The following is a 15,372-nucleotide window of genomic DNA, read 5'->3' on the forward strand; positions in this document are numbered from 1 at the left end:
CCATGAGCAAGATCCTGATCCGGGGCGCGAAGGTGCTCGGCGGCGAGGTACGGGACGTCCTGATCGACGGCGGCAGCATCGCCGCCGTGGACACCGCGATCGAGGCCGAAGGCGCGACGGTCGTCGAGGCGGGCGGCAAGGTCCTGCTGCCGGGCCTGGTCGACCTGCACACCCATCTGCGCGAGCCGGGCCGCGAGGACTCGGAGACCGTCCTCACCGGTACGCGTGCGGCCGCTGTCGGCGGTTTCACGGCCGTACACGCCATGGCCAACACTTTCCCCGTCGCCGACACCGCGGGCGTCGTGGAGCAGGTCTGGCGGCTCGGGAGGGAGTCCGGCTACTGCGACGTGCAGCCCGTCGGCGCCGTCACCGTCGGACTTGAGGGCAAGCAGCTCGCCGAGCTGGGCGCCATGCACGACTCGGCGGCCGGGGTGCGGGTCTTCTCCGACGACGGCAAATGCGTGGACGACGCGGTGATCATGCGCCGGGCGCTGGAGTACGTGAAGGCGTTCGACGGCGTCGTCGCCCAGCACGCCCAGGAGCCCAGGCTCACCGAGGGCGCCCAGATGAACGAGGGCGTCGTCTCGTCCGAGCTGGGCCTCGGCGGCTGGCCGGCCGTCGCCGAGGAGTCGATCATCGCCCGCGACGTCCTCCTCGCCGCCCACGTCGGCTCGCGCGTCCACATCTGCCACCTCTCCACGGCAGGCTCCGTCGACATCGTCCGCTGGGCCAAGTCCAAGGGGTGGAACGTGACCGCCGAGGTCACCCCGCACCACCTGCTGCTCACCGACGAGCTGGTCCGGTCGTACAACCCCGTCTACAAGGTCAACCCGCCGCTGCGCACCGACGCCGACGTGATGGCGCTGCGCGAGGCGCTCGCCGACGGCACCATCGACTGCGTCGCCACCGACCACGCGCCCCACCCGCACGAGGACAAGGACTGCGAGTGGGCCGCCGCCGCCATGGGCATGGTCGGCCTGGAGACGGCGCTGTCGGTGGTCCAGGAGACGATGGTCGACACCGGCCTCATCGACTGGGCGGGCGTCGCCGACCGGATGTCCTTCCGCCCGGCCGCGATCGGCAGGCTGGCCGGGCACGGCCGCCCGGTCGCCGTCGGCGAGCCCGCCAACCTCACCCTGGTCGATCCCGCTTACCGTGGTGTGGTGGACCCCGCGGGCTTCGCCTCCCGCAGCCGTAACAGCCCCTACGCGGGCCGTGAGCTGCCGGGGCGCGTCACCCACACCTTCCTGCGGGGCAAGGCCACGGTCGTCGACGGGAATCTGGCGTGACAACTGCGAACCCCCTGCACCTGCGGCTGCTGCCGCTCGCCGACGAGCAGAAATCGGCTGACGTGACCGACTGGTCCGCCCGGATCGGCTGGGTCGTCGGGCTGCTGATCTTCGTCGCGCTCGTGTACTGGCTGATGCGCCAGGGCTGGAAGTGGCGCGGCACGCTCCAGTCCGACGTGCCCGAGCCGCACCCCCTGCCCGAGCACAGCGGTACGGCGAAGCTGGCGCTGACCGGCCGCTACCACGGCTCGACCACGGCGGGGCAGTGGCTCGACCGGGTCGTCGCGCACGGCCTCGGCACCCGCAGCCGGGTCGAGCTGACCCTCACCGACGCCGGTCTCGAAGTCGTACGCCCCGGTGCGACCGACTTCTTCGTGCCCGCCGGGCAACTGCGCGAGGCGCGGCTCGACAAGGGCATCGCGGGCAAGGTCCTCACCGAGGGCGGCCTGCTGATCGTCACCTGGCAGCTCGGCGACCGACTGCTCGACTCCGGCTTCCGCTCCGACCGGTCGGCCGAGCACGCCGACTGGGTCGAGGCGATCACCTCCATGAACCACTCACTCACGAGCAAGACGTCCAGCACCACCACGGAAGGCGCATCATGACGACCTCCCCCCGGGGAACAGCCCGTGAGAAGGCGTCCGCCGCCGTACTCGTCCTGGAGGACGGCCGCAGCTTCCGCGGCCGCGCCTACGGAGCGGTCGGCGAGACCTTCGGCGAAGCCGTGTTCTCCACCGGCATGTCCGGCTACCAGGAGACCCTCACCGACCCCTCGTACCACCGCCAGGTCGTCGTGATGACCGCCCCGCACGTCGGCAACACCGGCGTCAACGACGAGGACCCGGAGTCCCGGCGGATCTGGGTCTCCGGCTACGTCGTACGCGACCCCGCGCGCGTGCCGTCCAACTGGCGCTCGCAGCGCTCCCTGGACGACGAACTCGTCGCCCAGGGCGTCGTCGGCATCAGCGGCATCGACACCCGCGCCCTCACCCGGCACCTGCGCGAGCGCGGCGCCATGCGGGTCGGCATCTTCTCCGGCGAGGCGCTCGCCGACGAGGCCGCGCTGCTCGACCGGGTGCGGCAGGCGCCCGAGATGACGGGCGCCGACCTCTCCGCCGAGGTCACCACCGCCGAGACGTACGTCGTCCCGGCCATCGGCACCAAGCGCTTCACCGTCGCCGCGCTCGACCTCGGCATCAAGGGCATGACCCCGCACCGGATGGCCGAGCGTGGCATCGAGGTGCACGTCCTGCCGTCGACCGCCACGCTCGACGAGGTCTACGCGACAGCCCCCGACGGCGTCTTCCTCGCCAACGGGCCCGGCGACCCCGCTACCGCCGACCTCACCGTCGTCAAGGGCGTCCTGGAGCGCGGCACGCCCCTGTTCGGCATCTGCTTCGGCAACCAGCTCCTCGGCCGGGCGCTCGGCTTCGGCACGTACAAGCTCAAGTACGGCCACCGCGGCATCAACCAGCCCGTCCAGGACCGGACGACCGGCAAGGTCGAGGTCACGGCCCACAACCACGGCTTCGCCGTCGACGCCCCGCTGGACGAGGTCTCGCAGACCCCCTACGGCCGCGCCGAGGTCTCCCACGTCTGCCTCAACGACAACGTGGTCGAGGGGCTGCGGCTGCTCGACCGGCCGGTCTTCAGCGTCCAGTACCACCCCGAGGCGGCCGCGGGCCCGCACGATGCCGCGTACCTCTTCGACCGCTTTGTATCCCTGATGGAGGACCAGCGTGCCTAAGCGCACCGATATCCAGTCCGTCCTGGTCATCGGTTCAGGACCGATCGTCATCGGCCAGGCCGCCGAGTTCGACTACTCCGGCACCCAGGCGTGCCGGGTCCTGAAGTCCGAGGGCCTGCGGGTCATCCTCGTCAACTCCAACCCCGCCACGATCATGACGGACCCGGAGATCGCCGACGCCACGTACGTGGAGCCGATCACGCCCGAGTTCGTCGAGAAGATCATCGCCAAGGAGCGCCCGGACGCGCTGCTGCCCACGCTGGGCGGCCAGACCGCGCTGAACACCGCGATCTCCATGCACGAGCAGGGAGTCCTGGCGAAGTACGGCGTCGAGCTGATCGGCGCCAACGTCGAGGCCATCAACAAGGGCGAGGACCGCGAGCTGTTCAAGGGCGTCGTCGAAGCCGTACGGGCCAAGATCGGCCACGGCGAGTCGGCGCGCTCGGTCATCTGCCACTCGATGGACGACGTGCTCGGCGGGGTCGAGACGCTCGGCGGCTACCCCGTCGTCGTCCGGCCCTCCTTCACCATGGGCGGCGCGGGCTCCGGCTTCGCGCACGACGAGGACGAACTGCGCCGGATCGCCGGCCAGGGCCTCACGCTCTCGCCGACCACCGAGGTCCTCCTGGAGGAGTCCATCCTCGGCTGGAAGGAGTACGAGCTGGAGCTGATGCGCGACCGCAACGACAACGTCGTGGTCGTCTGCTCCATCGAGAACTTCGACCCGATGGGCGTGCACACCGGCGACTCGATCACCGTCGCGCCCGCCATGACGCTCACCGACCGGGAGTACCAGACCCTGCGGGACGTCGGGATCGCGATCATCCGCGAGGTCGGCGTGGACACCGGCGGCTGCAACATCCAGTTCGCCGTCAACCCCGAAGACGGCCGGATCATCGTCATCGAGATGAACCCCCGCGTCTCCCGCTCCTCGGCCCTCGCCTCCAAGGCCACCGGCTTCCCCATCGCCAAGATCGCCGCCCGGCTCGCCGTCGGCTACACGCTGGACGAGATCCCCAACGACATCACCGAGAAGACCCCGGCGTCCTTCGAGCCCACGCTCGACTACGTCGTCGTCAAGGTGCCGCGGTTCGCCTTCGAGAAGTTCCCGGCCGCCGACGCGACCCTCACCACCACCATGAAGTCCGTCGGCGAGGCCATGGCCATCGGCCGCAACTTCACCGAGGCCCTGCAGAAGGCGCTGCGCTCCCTGGAGAAGGCCGGCAGCCAGTTCGCCTTCACCGGCGACCCCGGCGACAAGGCCGAGCTGCTGCGTACCGCCGCCGTCCCCACCGACGGCCGGATCAACACCGTCATGCAGGCCATCAGGGCGGGCGCCAGCCCGGAGGAGGTCTTCGACGCGACGAGGATCGACCCGTGGTTCGTCGACCAGCTCTTCCTGATCAAGGAGTACGCGGACGACCTGGCCGGCGCCGCCGAGCTGTCCACGGAACTGCTCGCCGAGTCGAAGCGGCACGGCTTCTCCGACGCCCAGATCGGCGCGATCCGCGGGCTGCGCGAGGACGTCGTACGCGAGGTCAGGCACGCGCTCGGCGTCCGGCCCGTCTACAAGACCGTGGACACCTGCGCCGCCGAGTTCGCCGCGAAGACCCCGTACTTCTACTCGTCCTACGACGAGGAGAGCGAGGTCGCGCCGCGCGAGAAGGCGGCCGTGATCATCCTCGGTTCGGGTCCCAACCGGATCGGCCAGGGCATCGAGTTCGACTACTCGTGCGTCCACGCCTCGTTCGCGCTCAGCGCCGCCGGCTACGAGACCGTCATGGTCAACTGCAACCCCGAGACCGTCTCCACCGACTACGACACCTCCGACCGGCTCTACTTCGAGCCGCTCACCCTGGAGGACGTCCTGGAGGTCGTGCACGCCGAAACCCTCGCGGGCCCGATCGCCGGGGTCATCGTCCAGCTCGGCGGCCAGACCCCGCTCGGCCTCGCGCAGGCGCTCAAGGACAACGGCGTACCGGTCGTCGGCACACCCCCCGAGGCGATCCACGCCGCCGAGGACCGCGGCGCCTTCGGCCAGGTGCTCGCCGAGGCCGGGCTGCCCGCGCCCAAGCACGGCACGGCCACCGCCTTCGCCGGGGCCAAGGCCATCGCCGACGAGATCGGCTACCCCGTGCTCGTCCGCCCCAGTTACGTGCTCGGCGGGCGCGGCATGGAGATCGTCTACGACGAGGACCGGCTCGCCACGTACATCGCCGAGTCCACCGAGATCAGCCCCACCCGGCCCGTCCTCGTCGACCGGTTCCTGGACGACGCCATCGAGATCGACGTGGACGCGCTCTACGACGGCACCGAGCTGTACCTCGGCGGCGTGATGGAACACATCGAGGAGGCCGGCATCCACTCCGGCGACTCGGCGTGCGCCCTGCCGCCCATCACGCTCGGCGGCTTCGACATCAAGCGGCTGCGCGCCTCGACCGAGGCCATCGCCAAGGGCGTCGGCGTACGCGGACTGATCAACATCCAGTTCGCGCTGGCCGGGGACATCCTGTACGTCCTGGAGGCCAACCCGCGCGCCTCCCGCACGGTGCCCTTCACCTCCAAGGCCACCGCCGTACCGCTCGCCAAGGCCGCCGCCCGCATCTCGCTCGGCACCACCATCGCCGAGCTGCGCGCCGAAGGGCTGCTCCCCACCACGGGCGACGGCGGCACGCTCCCCATGGACGCGCCGATCTCCGTCAAGGAGGCCGTGATGCCGTGGTCCCGCTTCCGCGACATCTACGGGCGCGGCGTCGACACCGTCCTCGGCCCCGAGATGCGCTCCACCGGCGAGGTCATGGGCATCGACACCGTCTTCGGCACGGCGTACGCCAAGTCGCAGGCCGCCGCCTACGGCCCGCTGCCCACCAAGGGCCGCGCCTTCATCTCGGTCGCCAACCGCGACAAGCGCTCGATGATCTTCCCGGCGCGCGAACTCGTCGCCCACGGCTTCGAACTGCTCGCCACATCGGGCACCGCCGAAGTGCTCAAGCGCAACGGCATCAACGCCACCGTCGTCCGCAAACTCGGCGAGGGCGAAGGCCCGAACGGCGAGCCGACCGTCGTCCAGCTCATCCACGACGGCGAGATCGACCTGATCGTCAACACCCCCTACGGCACCGGCGGCCGGCTCGACGGCTACGAGATCCGCACGGCGGCCGTGGCACGCGGCGTCCCCTGCCTGACGACGGTCCAGGCGCTCGCCGCCGCCGTCCAGGGCATCGACGCGCTCACCCACGGCGGGGTCGGGGTGCGCTCCCTCCAGGAACACGCCCGGCATCTGATCGCGGCACGCGAAGACAACTGACCAGCGGGGGGACACCGGAAGCGGTGTCCCCCTCCGCATGAGGCCCGCGAAGGATCACCCCACCCCATGTACCGCATCTTCTTCCGGCTCGCCTTCCGGCGGATGGACGCCGAAGCCGCCCACCACCTCGCCGTCCGCTGGATCCGGCTCGCCGCCCGTATCCCCGTCCTGCGCACCTTCCTCGCCGCCGCCCTCGCGCCGCGCCACCCCGAACTGCGCACCGAGGCGCTCGGCCTGCGGATGCACGGCCCCTTCGGGCTCGCGGCCGGCTTCGACAAGAACGCCGTCGCCGTCGACGGTCTGGCGATACTCGGCTTCGACCACGTCGAGATCGGCACCGTCACCGCCGAACCCCAGCCCGGCAACCCCAAGCAGCGCCTCTTCCGGCTCGTGGCCGACCGGGCGCTCATCAACCGCATGGGGTTCAACAACGAGGGCTCTGCGGCCGTCGCGCGCCGGCTGGCGGCCCGCAAGGCCGTCTTCCGCACCACCGTCGGGGTCAACATCGGCAAGACCAAGATCACCCCAGACAGCGCCGCCGTCGCCGACTACGTGACGTCCACCGAGCGGCTCGCCGCCCACGCCGACTATCTCGTGGTCAACGTGTCGTCCCCCAACACCCCGGGACTGCGCAGCCTCCAGGCCGTCGACCAGCTCCGCCCGCTGCTCGTCGCCGTACGGGAAGCGGCCGACCGGGCGGTCGAAGGGCGCCGGGTCCCGCTGCTGGTGAAGATCGCCCCCGACCTCGCCGACGAGGACATCGACGCCGTCGCCGACCTCGCCGTCGACCTCGGACTCGACGGCATCATCGCCACCAACACCACCATCGCCAGGGACGGCCTCGGCCTCACCTCGGACCCCGCCCTCGTCGCCGAGACGGGCGGCCTGTCCGGCGCCCCGCTGAAGGAGCGCTCCCTGGAGGTGCTGCGCCGGCTGTACGGGCGCGTGGGCGACCGGCTGACGCTGGTCGGGGTCGGCGGCGTGGAGAACGCCGAGGACGCCTGGCAGCGGATCCTGGCGGGCGCCACCCTGGTCCAGGGGTACAGCGCCTTCATCTACCAGGGGCCGTTCTGGAGCCGCGCTGTCCACAAGGGGCTCGCCGCGCGCCTCGCGAGCAGCCCGTACGCCACACTCGCCGACGCCGTGGGCGCCGGCACCAGGAAGGTGACCGCATGAGTTCCGACCCCGGCACCCCGCCCGCCCCCTTCGGCGCCCGGCTGCGGGCCGCCATGGACACCCGGGGACCGCTGTGCGTCGGCATCGACCCGCACCCGGGGCTGCTCACCGCGTGGGGCCTGACCGACGACGTCGCCGGGCTCGAACGCTTCACCCGGACCGCGGTCGAGGCGCTGGCCGGCCAGGTCGCCGTGCTGAAGCCGCAGTCCGCGTTCTTCGAACGCTTCGGCTCGCGCGGTGTCGCCGTCCTGGAGACGGCGGTCGCCGAGGCGCGGTCGGCGGGCGCGCTGGTCCTCATGGACGCGAAGCGCGGCGACATCGGCTCCACGATGCAGGCGTACGCGGCCACGTACCTCGACAAGGACTCGCCGCTCTTCTCCGACGCGGTGACCGTCTCGCCGTACCTCGGCTTCGGCTCCCTGCGGCCGGCCCTGGACGCCGCGGCGATCTCCGGGGCCGGTGTCTTCGTCCTCGCGCTGACGTCCAACCCGGAGGGCGCCGAGGTGCAGCGGGCGACCGCGGCCGACGGCCGGCCGGTGGCGCAGATCGTGCTCGACCACATCGCGGCGGAGAACGCGGGCGCGACGCCGCTCGGCTCGGTCGGCGCCGTCGTCGGGGCGACGCTCGGCGACGCAGGGGTGGATCTCGCCGTCAACGGCCCGCTGCTCGCCCCCGGCATCGGGGCGCAGGGCGCGACCCCCGCAGATCTGTTCGGCGTCTTCGGCCCGGCGCTCTCCGACGTACTGCCGAGCGTGAGCCGCGGCGTCCTGCGGTACGGACCGGACATCAGGGCTCTTCGGGACGCGGCCGAGCGCTTCGCGGACGAGGTGAAGACGGCTGTCGGCGCCGCTCGTTGAGGGAGTTGAGCGCGTTCTGGACAGAAAAGCGGGGTGAAATGCCAGGAATGTACCGGTCGTGCGATGCTGACCAGGACTTTTCGTCTGTTCTCGCTGACTCCGGCGGCCTTCAACGCTAGTCTCCGTCGAGAGCCAACGAGCAATCCGTTGTTCACGGCTCACCAGGTGGGGGGCGACCAGCTTCCTCGCCGGTCCGTATCCGACAGTTCGACATCCGAGGTGACGTAGGCGTGGCTCTTCCGCCCCTTACCCCTGAACAGCGCGCAGCCGCGCTCGAAAAGGCCGCCGCGGCTCGCCGGGAGCGGGCCGAGGTCAAGAATCGACTCAAGCACTCCGGCGCCTCCCTCCATGACGTCATCAAGCAGGGCCAGGAGAACGACGTCATCGGGAAGATGAAGGTCTCCGCCCTGCTCGAGTCGCTGCCCGGCGTGGGCAAAGTCCGCGCCAAGCAGATCATGGAGCGGCTCGGGATCTCCGAAAGCCGCCGAGTGCGCGGTCTCGGCTCCAACCAGATCGCCTCCCTGGAACGCGAGTTCGGCGGCTCTCCGGCCTGACGTTCCCGGGCACTCCCGGGAACCTGGATAATCGCTGCATGGCAGCAGAGGTACGTCCGCGGCTGACCGTGCTCTCCGGCCCTTCCGGGGTCGGCAAGAGCACGGTCGTCGCCCATATGCGCAAGGCCCACCCCGAGGTATGGCTCTCGGTGTCGGCCACCACAAGAAAGCCGCGCCCCGGTGAGCGCCACGGCGTCCAGTACTTCTTCGTCAGCGACGAGGAGTTCGACAAGCTGGTCGCCAACGGAGAGCTGCTGGAATGGGCCGAGTTCGCGGGCAACCGCTACGGCACGCCGCGCAGAGCCGTGCTCGAACGGCTCGAAGCGGGCGAGCCCGTACTGCTGGAGATCGACCTCCAGGGCGCCAGACAGGTCAGGGACTCCATGGCGGACTCCCAACTGATCTTCCTGGCGCCGCCGGACTGGGACGAGCTGGTACGCCGGCTCACCGGCCGGGGCACCGAAGCACCCGAGGTCATCGCGCGCCGGCTGGCAGCGGCCAAGGTGGAGCTGGCGGCCGAGTCGGAGTTCGACACGACCCTGGTCAACACCTCGGTCGAGGACGTCGCGCGCGAGCTGCTAGCCTTGATGGCAGTTGCATGATCATTGGTGTTTCCTGAAATTCCCTGATTTATCTTCGGAAGGCTAGAGAGTGTCCTCTTCCATCACCCCACCCGAGGGCATCATCAACCCGCCGATCGACGAGCTGCTTGAGGCCACCGACTCCAAGTACAGCCTCGTGATCTACGCGGCCAAGCGCGCGCGCCAGATCAACGCGTACTACTCGCAGCTCGGCGAGGGTCTGCTTGAGTACGTCGGCCCGCTGGTGGACACGCACGTCCACGAGAAGCCGCTCTCGATCGCCCTGCGCGAGATCAACGCGGGACTGCTGACCTCCGAGGCCATCGAGGGCCCGGCCCAGTAGACCCACCCGCACAGACGCCTTCAGCACAGGCCCGGCAGCGCGACTGCCGGGCCTGTGGTGTGTCATAGGTACGAGAAGCGAGGACGAGGCGGGGAGACACGGTGGACAAGCCGAAGGTCGTGCTGGGAGTGGCCGGCGGGATCGCCGCCTACAAGGCGTGCGAACTGCTGCGCAGGCTCACCGAGTCCGGCCATGACGTCCAGGTCGTACCGACCGAGTCGGCCCTGCACTTCGTCGGCGAGGCGACCTGGTCCGCCCTGTCGGGACATCCGGTCGCCACCCAGGTCTGGTCCGGGGTGCACGAGGTGCCGCACGTACGGATCGGCCAGTCCGCCGACCTCGTCGTCGTGGCGCCCGCCACCGCCGACCTGCTGGCCAAGGCGGCGCACGGGCTCGCCGACGACCTGCTCACCAACACCCTGCTGACCGCGCGCTGCCCGGTGGTCTTCGCCCCCGCCATGCACACGGAGATGTGGGAGCACCCCGCCACCCAGGAGAACGTGGCCACGCTGCGCCGCAGGGGCGCCGTCGTCGTCGAACCGGCCGTCGGCAGGCTCACCGGAGTCGACACCGGCAAGGGCCGGCTGCCCGACCCGGACGAGATCTACGAGATCTGCCGCCGGGTGCTGGCGCGCGGCGTCGAGGCACCCGACCTCGCGGGCCGCCATGTCGTGGTCAGCGCGGGCGGCACCCGCGAACCCCTTGACCCGGTGCGCTACCTGGGCAACCGCTCCTCGGGCAAGCAGGGCTACGCCCTCGCCCGCACGGCCGCCGCGAGGGGCGCCAGGGTGACCCTGATCGAGGCCAACACCGGGATGACGGACCCGGCCGGTGTCGACGTCGTCCACGTGGGGACGGCGCGGCAGCTCCGCGAGGCCGTGCTGAAGGCCGTCGCGGACGCCGACGCGGTGGTGATGGCGGCGGCCGTCGCCGACTTCCGCCCCGCCGCCTACGCCGAAGGCAAGATCAAGAAGAAGGACGACGAGGAGCCCGCCCCGCTCACCCTGGTCCGCAACCCGGACATCCTCGCGGAGATCTCGGCGAACCGGCCGCACCCGGGCCAGGTAGTCGTCGGCTTCGCCGCCGAGACCGACGACGTCCTCGCCAACGGCCGGCGCAAACTGCGCCGCAAGGGCTGCGACCTGCTGGTCGTCAACGAGGTGGGGGAGAGCAGGACCTTCGGCGCAGCGTCGAACGAGGCGGTGGTCCTGGCGGCGGACGGCGCGGAGACTCCGGTGCCGTACGGGCCCAAGGAAGCGCTCGCCGACACCGTCTGGGACCTGGTCGGACCCCGGCTCGAAGACGTCGGAACACGGCACTGAACCGACCCGAGATGAAATCTTTATTGCTTCTCGACCGTCGAACAGCCGCGAATTCGCCGCTCCGGTCCTGCGAAATGCCAACAAAACCGGCATAACGCCCAGTAGTCTGGCCGAATCGTCGTATCGCACTGCCCGGACCGCGCGCCACGGAACTCCCACGGACCGAGACACCTGGACCTGTGGCCCGGTATGACCGATAAACTGGCCCAGGAACGTCGTGGGGCGCAGCCCCCGGCCTGCCCGCCCATGATCAGCCAGCAGCCGCTGCAACCCCAGGGAGCGTTGTGTCCCGTCGTCTGTTCACCTCGGAGTCTGTGACCGAAGGTCACCCCGACAAGATCGCTGACCAGATCAGCGACACGATTCTTGACGCGCTTCTGCGCGAGGACCCGACGTCCCGGGTCGCCGTGGAGACGTTGATCACCACCGGCCAGGTGCATGTCGCCGGTGAGGTGACGACGAAGGCGTACGCCCCGATCGCCCAGCTCGTGCGCGACAAGATCCTGGAGATCGGCTACGACTCCTCGAAGAAGGGCTTCGACGGCGCCTCCTGCGGTGTCTCCGTCTCGATCGGCGCGCAGTCCCCCGACATCGCCCAGGGCGTCGACGACGCCTACGAGAAGCGCGTCGAGGGTGACGAGGACGAGCTGGACAAGCAGGGCGCCGGCGACCAGGGCCTGATGTTCGGCTACGCCTGCGACGAGACGCCCGAGCTGATGCCCCTCCCGATCAACCTCGCGCACCGGCTGTCCCGCCGGCTCTCCGAGGTCCGCAAGAACGGCACCATCCCCTACCTGCGCCCCGACGGCAAGACGCAGGTCACCATCGAGTACGACGGTGACAAGGCCGTCCGCCTCGACACCGTCGTCGTCTCCTCGCAGCACGCGTCGGACATCGACCTCGACTCGCTGCTCGCCCCCGACATCCGCGAGTTCGTCGTCGAGCACGTCCTGCAGCAGCTCGTGGACGACGGCATCAAGCTGGACACCGAGGGCTACCGGCTGCTGGTCAACCCGACCGGGCGCTTCGAGATCGGCGGCCCGATGGGCGACGCCGGCCTGACCGGCCGCAAGATCATCATCGACACCTACGGCGGCATGGCCCGCCACGGCGGCGGCGCCTTCTCGGGCAAGGACCCGTCGAAGGTCGACCGCTCCGCCGCGTACGCGATGCGCTGGGTCGCCAAGAACGTCGTGGCGGCGGGCCTCGCCACCCGCTGCGAGGTCCAGGTCGCCTACGCGATCGGCAAGGCCGAGCCGGTCGGCCTGTTCGTCGAGACCTTCGGTACGGCCACGGTCGACACCGAGAAGATCGAGCAGGCCATCACCCAGGTCTTCGACCTGCGCCCGGCCGCGATCATCCGCGACCTCGACCTGCTGCGTCCGATCTACGCCCAGACCGCGGCGTACGGACACTTCGGCCGCGAGCTGCCCGAGTTCACCTGGGAGCGCACGGACCGCGTGGACGCCCTGCGCAAGGCCGCGGGCAACTGACATCGCTCTTCCCCGGGCCCGGTTCCTCCGCCACGGAGGGGCCGGGCCCGGCGCGTTGCCGCTGCCGCATATATTTCCCCCATGTTCGTACTTGAGCTGACCTACACCGCGCCCCTCGACCGCGTCGACGCCGTCATGGCCGACCATGTGGCTTGGCTGGAGAAGGGGTACGCCGCCGGGCTCGTCATCGCGTCGGGCCGCAAGGTCCCGCGCGACGGAGGCGTGCTCCTCGCCGCCGCCACCGACCGCGCGGCCGTCGAACAGCTCGTCGCCGACGACCCGTTCACCGTCGCCGGAGTCTGCGCATACCGGATCACCGAATTCGTCGCGACCAAGACGGCGCCAGGTCTTGCCGAGTACCGGGAGCAGCCGCGGTCCTGATCGGCCGATGTCAGTTCTCTCTGGTAGGTATGGGGGCGTGAGCAGCGACGACGAGCAGGCACCCGAGCCGGAGCAGCTCGCGCTCATCCGCGAGACCGTCCGCACGGCCAAGGTCCCCCGCGCCAAACCCCGCACCTGGCGCGGCGCCGCCCTCGCCGCGGAGCTGCCCGTCGCGCGCGTCGTCGTCAACAAGGGCGTCCTGCACCTGGACCAGTTCTTCGACTACGCGGTCCCCGAGGAGCTGGCCGACGAGGCGCAGCCGGGGGTCCGGGTCCGGATCAGGTTCGGCGCGGGCGCCCATCAGGTACGCGGCGGGCGCCGCGAGGGCGGCCGGCTGATCGACGGCTTCGTCATCGAGCGCCGCGCCGACTCCGACTACTCGGGCCCGCTCGCCGCCCTGGCCGGCGTCGTCTCACCGGAACCCGTCCTCAGCACCGAACTCCTCGCGCTCGCCCGCGCCGTCGCCGACCGGTACGCGGGCAGCCTCGCCGACGTACTCCAGCTCGCGATCCCGCCGAGGAACGGCCGCGCCGAGGCCAAACCGTCCCCGGAACCGCTGCCGCCGCCCGAACGACCGCAGCCCGGCACCTGGCAGCGGTACGCCCAGGGCCCGGCGTTCCTCACCGCGCTCGCCGACGGCGCGTCGCCACGCGCCGTGTGGACCGCCCTGCCGGGACCGCACTGGGCCGACGAACTGGCCCGCGCCGTCGCGGCGACGCTGTCCTCCGGCCGGGGCGCGCTCGTCGTCGTACCGGACGGCCGGGTCGCCGCCCGGCTCGACGCCGCCCTCACCGCGCTGCTCGGCGAAGGGCAGCACGCGCTGCTCACGGCCGAGGCGGGCCCCGAGAAGCGCTACCGCGAATGGCTCGCGGTCCGGCGCGGAGCCGTACGGGCCGTCGTCGGCACCCGCGCCGCGATGTTCGCCCCCGTACGCGACCTCGGTCTCGTCGCCATCTGGGACGACGCCGACGGCAGCCACAGCGAACAGCACGCGCCCCAGCCGCACGCCCGCGAGGTCCTGCTGCTGCGCGCGGCCCACGACAAGTGCGGATTCCTGCTGGGCAGCACCGGTTGCACGGTCGAGGCGGCCCAGTTGGTCGAGACGGGCTGGGCGCTGCCGCTCGGCGCCGACCGGGAGCAGGTACGCGCTTGCGCCCCGCTGGTCCGCACGGTCGGCGACGGCGAACTGGCCCGCGACGGCGCCGCCCGCGCCGCCCGGCTGCCCAGCCTCGCCTGGCAGGCCGTCAGGGACGGCCTGCGCACCGGCCCCGTACTGGTCCAGGTGCCGCGTCGCGGCTACGTCCCGAGGCTCGCCTGCGAACGCTGCCGCACGCCCGCGCGCTGCCGGCACTGCGCGGGCCCGCTGGAAGCCCCCCAGCAGCGGGAGCTGCGCTGCGGCTGGTGCGGCCGGGGTGAGCCCGACTGGACGTGTGTCGCGTGCGGTTCGCCCCGGCTGCGCGCCCAGATCGTCGGCGCGCGCCGCACGGCGGAGGAGCTGGGCCGGGCCTTCCCCGCCGTCCCCGTCCGCACGTCGGGCCGCGACCACATCCTCGACTCGGTCCCGGCCCGCCCGGCGCTCGTGGTCAGCACCCCGGGCGCCGAACCCGTCGCCGACGGCGGATACGCGGCGGCACTGCTCCTCGACGGCTGGGCGATGCTCGGCCGGCCCGACCTGCGGGCGGGGGAGGAGGCGCTGCGCCGCTGGATGCAGGCGGCGGCGCTGGTACGCGGCCAGGACGAGGGCGGCACGGTCGTCGTGATCGCCGAGCCCACGCTCCGCCCGGTCCAGGCGCTGGTCCGCTGGGACCCGGTCGGCCACGCGCAGCGTGAACTGGCGGAACGGGCCGAGCTGGGGCTCCCGCCGGTGTCCCGCATGGCGGCGGTCTCTGGCCGTCCGGCCGCGCTGGAGGCGTTCCTGTCGGCGGCCCGCCTGCCCCCGGACGCGCAGGTCCTGGGCCCCGTCCCACTCCCGGTCACGGACCCGGCCCGCCCCCGCCGCGCGGGCGACCCGCCACCGGGGGAGCCGTGGGACCGCGCGCTGCTGCGGGTGCCGCCGGGGAGCGGGGCGGCGCTGGCGCAGGCGCTGAAGTCGACGCAGGCGAGCCGGCTGGCGCGGGGTCCGTCGGACCCGATCCGCATCAGAATCGACCCGCCGGACATCGGGTAACCCCCTCCGGGAGCGGGGTTTTGGCTGTGCCGCGTGCGCGTGTGCCGGGTTCCGGGGCCTCCGGAGGGGGGTGTCCGGACTGCGGTGTCGCCGTCCGGCGGGGGCGGCCGGGTGTGGTGGTTGCGGTGCGCTTGTTCGGTTCCGGGTTCCGGGGC

At 71.6% G+C, this 15,372-nt stretch carries 13 protein-coding genes; all 13 read left to right on the forward strand.

Annotation, left to right across the window (positions count from 1 at the left end):
• The first annotated feature begins 2 nt into the window (after nucleotides 1-2).
• The 13 genes from ACZ63I_RS30300 (at nucleotide 3) to ACZ63I_RS30360 (ending at nucleotide 15,217) form a co-directional block, all read left to right on the forward strand.
• On the forward strand, nucleotides 3-1,289 hold the full coding sequence (locus ACZ63I_RS30300; RefSeq protein ID WP_469342428.1) for a dihydroorotase: 1,287 nt from the start codon (nucleotides 3-5) through the stop codon (nucleotides 1,287-1,289).
• Nucleotides 1,286-1,894: a PH-like domain-containing protein gene (locus tag ACZ63I_RS30305; protein ID WP_469342429.1), complete on the forward strand. Its 609-nt coding sequence runs from the start codon at nucleotides 1,286-1,288 to the stop codon at nucleotides 1,892-1,894. The genes ACZ63I_RS30300 and ACZ63I_RS30305 overlap by 4 nt, the downstream gene beginning before the upstream one ends.
• Entirely contained in the window at nucleotides 1,891-3,036 is a 1,146-nt protein-coding gene (gene carA, locus ACZ63I_RS30310) for a glutamine-hydrolyzing carbamoyl-phosphate synthase small subunit (RefSeq protein WP_469342430.1), read from the forward strand. The genes ACZ63I_RS30305 and carA overlap by 4 nt, the downstream gene beginning before the upstream one ends.
• Complete coding sequence (gene carB, locus ACZ63I_RS30315; protein WP_469342431.1) at nucleotides 3,029-6,343, forward strand: carbamoyl-phosphate synthase large subunit; 3,315 nt, start codon at nucleotides 3,029-3,031, stop codon at nucleotides 6,341-6,343. Before carA ends, carB begins: the two co-directional genes overlap by 8 nt.
• Before the next feature lie 66 nt (nucleotides 6,344-6,409).
• A complete protein-coding gene (locus ACZ63I_RS30320) occupies nucleotides 6,410-7,519 on the forward strand; it encodes a quinone-dependent dihydroorotate dehydrogenase (protein ID WP_469342432.1) in 1,110 nt (369 codons plus the stop codon).
• Nucleotides 7,516-8,376, forward strand: coding sequence for an orotidine-5'-phosphate decarboxylase (pyrF, locus tag ACZ63I_RS30325; RefSeq protein WP_469342433.1), 861 nt, complete (start codon nucleotides 7,516-7,518; stop codon nucleotides 8,374-8,376). Before ACZ63I_RS30320 ends, pyrF begins: the two co-directional genes overlap by 4 nt.
• Nucleotides 8,377-8,606: 230 nt before the next feature.
• Nucleotides 8,607-8,930 (forward strand): integration host factor, encoded by a 324-nt coding sequence (locus tag ACZ63I_RS30330; protein ID WP_040019917.1) that lies wholly within the window; start codon nucleotides 8,607-8,609, stop codon nucleotides 8,928-8,930.
• A gap of 38 nt (nucleotides 8,931-8,968) precedes the next feature.
• Nucleotides 8,969-9,532: a guanylate kinase gene (gene gmk / locus ACZ63I_RS30335; protein ID WP_041991681.1), complete on the forward strand. Its 564-nt coding sequence runs from the start codon at nucleotides 8,969-8,971 to the stop codon at nucleotides 9,530-9,532.
• A gap of 49 nt (nucleotides 9,533-9,581) precedes the next feature.
• Nucleotides 9,582-9,854, forward strand: coding sequence for a DNA-directed RNA polymerase subunit omega (gene rpoZ, locus ACZ63I_RS30340; RefSeq protein ID WP_041991682.1), 273 nt, complete (start codon nucleotides 9,582-9,584; stop codon nucleotides 9,852-9,854).
• Nucleotides 9,855-9,955: 101 nt separating this feature from the next.
• On the forward strand, nucleotides 9,956-11,176 hold the full coding sequence (coaBC, locus tag ACZ63I_RS30345) for a bifunctional phosphopantothenoylcysteine decarboxylase/phosphopantothenate--cysteine ligase CoaBC (RefSeq protein ID WP_469342434.1): 1,221 nt from the start codon (nucleotides 9,956-9,958) through the stop codon (nucleotides 11,174-11,176).
• A gap of 284 nt (nucleotides 11,177-11,460) precedes the next feature.
• Nucleotides 11,461-12,669, forward strand: coding sequence for a methionine adenosyltransferase (gene metK, locus ACZ63I_RS30350; protein WP_469342435.1), 1,209 nt, complete (start codon nucleotides 11,461-11,463; stop codon nucleotides 12,667-12,669).
• An 81-nt stretch (nucleotides 12,670-12,750) separates the two neighbouring features.
• On the forward strand, nucleotides 12,751-13,050 hold the full coding sequence (locus ACZ63I_RS30355; protein WP_469342436.1) for a YciI family protein: 300 nt from the start codon (nucleotides 12,751-12,753) through the stop codon (nucleotides 13,048-13,050).
• Nucleotides 13,051-13,087: 37 nt separating this feature from the next.
• Complete coding sequence (locus tag ACZ63I_RS30360; protein ID WP_469342437.1) at nucleotides 13,088-15,217, forward strand: primosomal protein N'; 2,130 nt, start codon at nucleotides 13,088-13,090, stop codon at nucleotides 15,215-15,217.
• Nucleotides 15,218-15,372 lie beyond the last annotated feature (155 nt).

It is taken from the genome of Streptomyces sp. NPDC087906, assembly GCF_055584925.1.

Bases quoted from the DNA above. Each gene is read 5' to 3' on its own strand.
- ACZ63I_RS30300 (WP_469342428.1), top strand. From the start codon at position 3: ATGAGCAAGATCCTGATCCGGGGCGCGAAGGTGCTCGGCGGCGAGGTA.
- carA (WP_469342430.1), top strand. From the start codon at position 1,891: ATGACGACCTCCCCCCGGGGAACAGCCCGTGAGAAGGCGTCCGCCGCC.
- ACZ63I_RS30320 (WP_469342432.1), top strand. From the start codon at position 6,410: ATGTACCGCATCTTCTTCCGGCTCGCCTTCCGGCGGATGGACGCCGAA.
- pyrF (WP_469342433.1), top strand. From the start codon at position 7,516: ATGAGTTCCGACCCCGGCACCCCGCCCGCCCCCTTCGGCGCCCGGCTG.
- gmk (WP_041991681.1), top strand. From the start codon at position 8,969: ATGGCAGCAGAGGTACGTCCGCGGCTGACCGTGCTCTCCGGCCCTTCC.
- ACZ63I_RS30355 (WP_469342436.1), top strand. From the start codon at position 12,751: ATGTTCGTACTTGAGCTGACCTACACCGCGCCCCTCGACCGCGTCGAC.